This is a genomic window from Shigella sp. FC1661, from assembly GCF_001712525.1.
GTDB classification, from domain to species: Bacteria; Pseudomonadota; Gammaproteobacteria; order Enterobacterales; family Enterobacteriaceae; genus Escherichia; species Escherichia coli.
Genome location: NZ_MDGW01000194.1, coordinates 1 through 3,941 on the forward strand (window position 1 = coordinate 1; position 3,941 = coordinate 3,941).

The 3,941-nt window shown below is 46.2% G+C and carries 8 protein-coding genes and 2 pseudogenes; 9 read left to right on the top strand and 1 reads right to left on the bottom strand.

Translation table 11 applies throughout. The features are described from left to right. Positions 1-287 (bottom strand): transposase (locus tag BFF42_RS12205; RefSeq protein WP_000567737.1); only part of this gene is annotated, 287 nt, incomplete at its 3' end. A gap of 174 nt (positions 288-461) precedes the next feature. Here BFF42_RS12205 and BFF42_RS12210 point away from each other — a divergent pair. The 9 genes and pseudogenes from BFF42_RS12210 to BFF42_RS12250 all read left to right on the top strand — a co-directional run. Then, positions 462-656, top strand: a complete 195-nt coding sequence (locus BFF42_RS12210; RefSeq protein WP_000553971.1) for a hypothetical protein — start codon at positions 462-464, stop codon at positions 654-656. 5 nt (positions 657-661) lie between these two features. Continuing rightward, positions 662-1,243: a hypothetical protein gene (locus BFF42_RS12215; RefSeq protein ID WP_001199104.1), complete on the top strand. Its 582-nt coding sequence runs from the start codon at positions 662-664 to the stop codon at positions 1,241-1,243. Positions 1,244-1,253: 10 nt separating this feature from the next. Continuing rightward, on the top strand, positions 1,254-1,502 hold the full coding sequence (locus tag BFF42_RS28295) for a MarR family transcriptional regulator (protein ID WP_039059244.1): 249 nt from the start codon (positions 1,254-1,256) through the stop codon (positions 1,500-1,502). Continuing rightward, a complete protein-coding gene (locus tag BFF42_RS12225; RefSeq protein ID WP_000179800.1) occupies positions 1,492-1,809 on the top strand; it encodes a DUF4752 family protein in 318 nt (105 codons plus the stop codon). The genes BFF42_RS28295 and BFF42_RS12225 overlap by 11 nt, the downstream gene beginning before the upstream one ends. Further along, positions 1,763-2,077: a hypothetical protein gene (locus tag BFF42_RS12230; RefSeq protein WP_001300189.1), complete on the top strand. Its 315-nt coding sequence runs from the start codon at positions 1,763-1,765 to the stop codon at positions 2,075-2,077. Before BFF42_RS12225 ends, BFF42_RS12230 begins: the two co-directional genes overlap by 47 nt. Further along, positions 2,064-2,744: an ead/Ea22-like family protein gene (locus tag BFF42_RS12235; RefSeq protein ID WP_039059243.1), complete on the top strand. Its 681-nt coding sequence runs from the start codon at positions 2,064-2,066 to the stop codon at positions 2,742-2,744. The genes BFF42_RS12230 and BFF42_RS12235 overlap by 14 nt, the downstream gene beginning before the upstream one ends. Next, on the top strand, positions 2,741-3,277 hold the full coding sequence (locus tag BFF42_RS12240) for an ead/Ea22-like family protein (protein ID WP_039059242.1): 537 nt from the start codon (positions 2,741-2,743) through the stop codon (positions 3,275-3,277). The genes BFF42_RS12235 and BFF42_RS12240 overlap by 4 nt, the downstream gene beginning before the upstream one ends. Position 3,278: 1 nt before the next feature. Beyond that, positions 3,279-3,578: pseudogene (locus BFF42_RS26930) on the top strand (hypothetical protein); the annotation flags it as partial. A 72-nt stretch (positions 3,579-3,650) separates the two neighbouring features. After that, positions 3,651-3,941: pseudogene (locus tag BFF42_RS12250) on the top strand (transposase); the annotation flags it as partial.

The window sequence follows — 3,941 nt, forward strand, 5'->3', positions numbered from 1 at the left end:
AGTTCATTTTCCATCGTTTTCTTGCCGAGCAGGCGCTGGAGTTCTTTAATCTGCTTCATGGCGGCAGCAAGTTCAGAGGCAGGAACAACCTGTTCTCCGGCGGCCACAGCAGTAAGACTTCCTTCCTGGTATTGCTTACGCCAGAGAAATAACTGGCTGGCTGCTACACCATGTTGCCGGGCAACGAGGGAGACCGTCATCCCCGGTTCAAAGCTCTGCTGAACAATTGCGATCTTTTCCTGTGTGGTACGCCGTCTGCGTTTCTCCGGCCCTAAGACATCAATCATCTGTACTCCAATGACTAGTCTAAAAACTAGTATTAAGACTATCACTTATTTAAGTGATACTGGTTGTCTGGAGATTCAGGGGGCCAGTCTAACCGCCTGCCTTATTGCACAATACGGTGAAAATTACATGCATATTGCCTGCTTATTTCTGCGTAAAGCATACGGGAGATAATAATGCATCAGAAAACAGCAGAACACGAACAAACCAGAATATTGCTGACCATCAAAAACGGGAAAGTAATATTCATTCGCCATGTTCATGACGATGAACTTGTAGGAACTCTTTCAACATTCCTGTTTATTGCAGAAAAGGCAGGATATGACGTTATTGCACCAGCAGATGAAGATGAAGATGAAGATGAGGAATAAATATCATGCAATACGATGAATTCCAGGCTGAAGCAACAGCCAATGGTATACGAACTGGCAGTATGACGATTGATTATCACGACGCCATACGTCGTCTGGATGCCGGAGAATTCGATACTCCTAATGTGCGAGGTTTACGTATCCTTCAGTGTCTGGCGCAAGCCGACGAAGCAGGATTACTGGGTAAACTTCCGGTTGAGATGAAGGTTGCTCAGTGGCGATGGTTGTATGTGACGACATTCATCAACGAAGAAGAAGACAAGAACGGCACAATTGATATCCTGAATGAACACGGAACAACTGAACACGCCGTGGTATATAACGGGATGTATGGGTTTATGACGATATATCCCGGCCCCATTCGATTTGCCTTACAACAGTATATTGAATGGAATTTAATTCAAAAATACGGCGAAGCTGAAGGAATGGGAAGAGCGCTGTTTCTTTATCAGAAAATGCTCACTACTTCCCCTGATAAAGGTTTCATTCTTTCAGATATGGGTCGAGAAGGGCTTGAAATCCTTCTGGATGAAATTATTAACGAAATGAATACTCATGGCATGCAATCCGAAACAGATATTAAGTAAAAGGGACCACATGACCGTTATCGAGTATATCCAGGAAAATCCAGATTGCAGTAGAGAAGATATATCCCTCGCACTTGGAAGAAGCGCAACTTCTATCAGTAATAAATTATCACGGTTATTGTGGAATGGGTTAATAGTACGAACTGGAGAAAAAAACAAAATGATTCTGTACTGCGTAAACAATCTGCCGTTTGGATACAGCAATCCCCTAAGTGTTATGTTCAACCAGTTACTTAAACAGGTAAGAAATGGCAACTGACTCACAACTAACCATAGAAACGGCCCTGAATGTCGGCCTGGCGCTCCTTGGTTATTTTTACATCGTGTTCTGCAGCGGACGGTGGCTGTCGCTGTTGTTCCTGAAAAAATGGAATAAACGCCGTAAGCAGGATGAACGCCAGAAGGCAATGAATGCGTTTTCCGAAGCCTTCGGAATTGACGGCATGGAACCAGGGGATCCAGCTCGCGCAATCAGCAGAGGGGGTGTAGTAATCCTTGTATATCGGAGTGAAGAGAAAAATGACGATCACAAAACAACGAGTAGAAAAAATCATATATCGCCATGAAATGGGACTGAACAGCGATGTCACTGCCGAAGAGGTTTATGACCTGGCTGTACTGGCGCTGAATTTATCAAATATCGCAAACCTGAAGCGATACGAGCTTGATATGGATGGTTGCGACTCGTGCGGTCAGGATTGTGGCGCAGATATGACTGAAGATCCTGATGGTGATTATGTCCTGTTTGATGACGTGGTTAAGTTGTTTGAATTTGATACAACCACTCAAAAGTTAGAAATCCCGGCAAAGGAGGCTGCCAGTGAGCAAGATTGACTATCAGGCACTGCGCGAGGCGGCGGAACAGGCAACGCAAGATGAATGGGTAGCATATATTTTGCCGGGTCATAACGGCATTTATCCTGCGCGCACGTCTGAGGGTAGGCATTGCGGATACTTTATTGACTGGCCTGGCGTCTGTCAGGGGCGGGAGAGCATCAGCATCAGAACCTACGCAGTGAATTGCAATGACGCATGGCTAAACACCGAAGGTGATGACATCTCCGGCTCATACGTTAAGTACAAAGACCATCAGGAAGTGGTTGCCGCTCTTGAAGCCAAGTGCGCGGCGCTGGCAGCGGAGAATGCGGGAATAAAGTCTGCAATTCCAGAATCACGGGATATTGAGGATGACAATGACAATATGGATGACGTATCTCTCGCGGAAGACTTCGGGTTCAATCATGCAATAGAACGGATGAGGAGACAGATACCTGAAACGCCAACCACTGATGCTTTCCTGGCTGAAGTCCGGGCGCAGGGGGTGGATGCTGCTATAGAAGCTGCAAAAAATCTGGTGGCCCAAGAATATGAGTGTAAGGATTTCAAAGCGGCGCAGAGTGATTGCTGTATGCACCCTAGTTCAGACCTGGTAGGGAAGGTTGAAATGACTGAGTGGTTAGTTGACTTTGCTGCCCAGCTTCGCAAAGGAGGCAATCAGTGAGCGAAATTAATTACCAGGCACTGCGTGAGGTGGCGGAACGTGCAATTCCAGCAATGGAACGCCTGTTAATGTTGCCAGTTGATGATGATTTGTTAAGTGAACAGGAACTTAAAGATTACGGTGTGGATATTGATGCGCTCAATGCCTTCAAATTTCTGACCGGACCAGAAACCGTGCTGGCACTACTGGATGAACGGGAAAGAAACCAGCAATACATCAAACGCCGCGACCAGGAGAACGAGGATATTGCGCTTACGGTTGGGAAGCTGCGCGTTGAGCTTGAAGCAGCAAAATCAAAACTCAACGAGCAGCGCGAGTATTACGAGGGAGTTATCTCTGATGGGTGCAAGCGTATTGCTGAACTGGAAGCGCGGGAAGTTCAATTACCGACTCGCTACGACCTTCGATATGGACACCCGATAAATGCATATGAGCGACAAGTCATGATACCTAAAGAAAATGGCAGTTGGCTTTACCTGATTGACCTAGAACACGCATTACGCGTCGCTGACATTCGCATCAAAGGAGAGTGATATGGCGTTAACACACCACGAACTCTGTCAGATTGCGTACAAGTTCCTTAAGCGCAACGGGTTCAAGGTTTGCTTTCATGACCGCTTTGTTGCTGTAACCAGTACCGGAGAACAGCCAGATGCTATGGGATTCAGAAATTCAGCATCATGCCTGATAGAGGCGAAGTGTTCTCGTGCTGACTTGTTGGCAGATAGAAAAAAGCGTTTCCGTAAAAATCCCTCACTTGGCATGGGCGACTGGCGATTCTTTATTAGTGAGCCGGAAATTATTTCAGTTGAGGATTTACCTCCCGGCTGGGGATGAAGTGGCACACTGAATTTGGCCACCTGAACAGAGGTGATATGCTCACCTCAGAACAACACAGGTGCTCCAATGAAAAAAAGAAATTTTAGCGCAGAGTTTAAACGCGAATCCGCTCAACTGGTTGTTGACCAGAAATACACGGTGGCAGATGCCGCCAAAGCTATGGATGTTGGCCTTTCCACAATGACAAGATGGGTCAAACAACTGCGTGATGAGCGTCAGGGCAAAACACCAAAAGCCTCTCCGATAACACCAGAACAAATCAAAATACGTAAGCTGAGGAAAAAGCTACAACGCATTGAAATGGAGAATGAAATATTAAAAAAGGCTACCGCGCTCTTGATGTCAGACTCCCTGAAC

Coding starts and splice junctions, on each gene's coding strand:
- BFF42_RS12210 (WP_000553971.1), top strand. CDS start 462: ATGCATCAGAAAACAGCAGAACACGAACAAACCAGAATATTGCTGACC.
- BFF42_RS12215 (WP_001199104.1), top strand. CDS start 662: ATGCAATACGATGAATTCCAGGCTGAAGCAACAGCCAATGGTATACGA.
- BFF42_RS28295 (WP_039059244.1), top strand. CDS start 1,254: ATGACCGTTATCGAGTATATCCAGGAAAATCCAGATTGCAGTAGAGAA.
- BFF42_RS12225 (WP_000179800.1), top strand. CDS start 1,492: ATGGCAACTGACTCACAACTAACCATAGAAACGGCCCTGAATGTCGGC.
- BFF42_RS12230 (WP_001300189.1), top strand. CDS start 1,763: ATGACGATCACAAAACAACGAGTAGAAAAAATCATATATCGCCATGAA.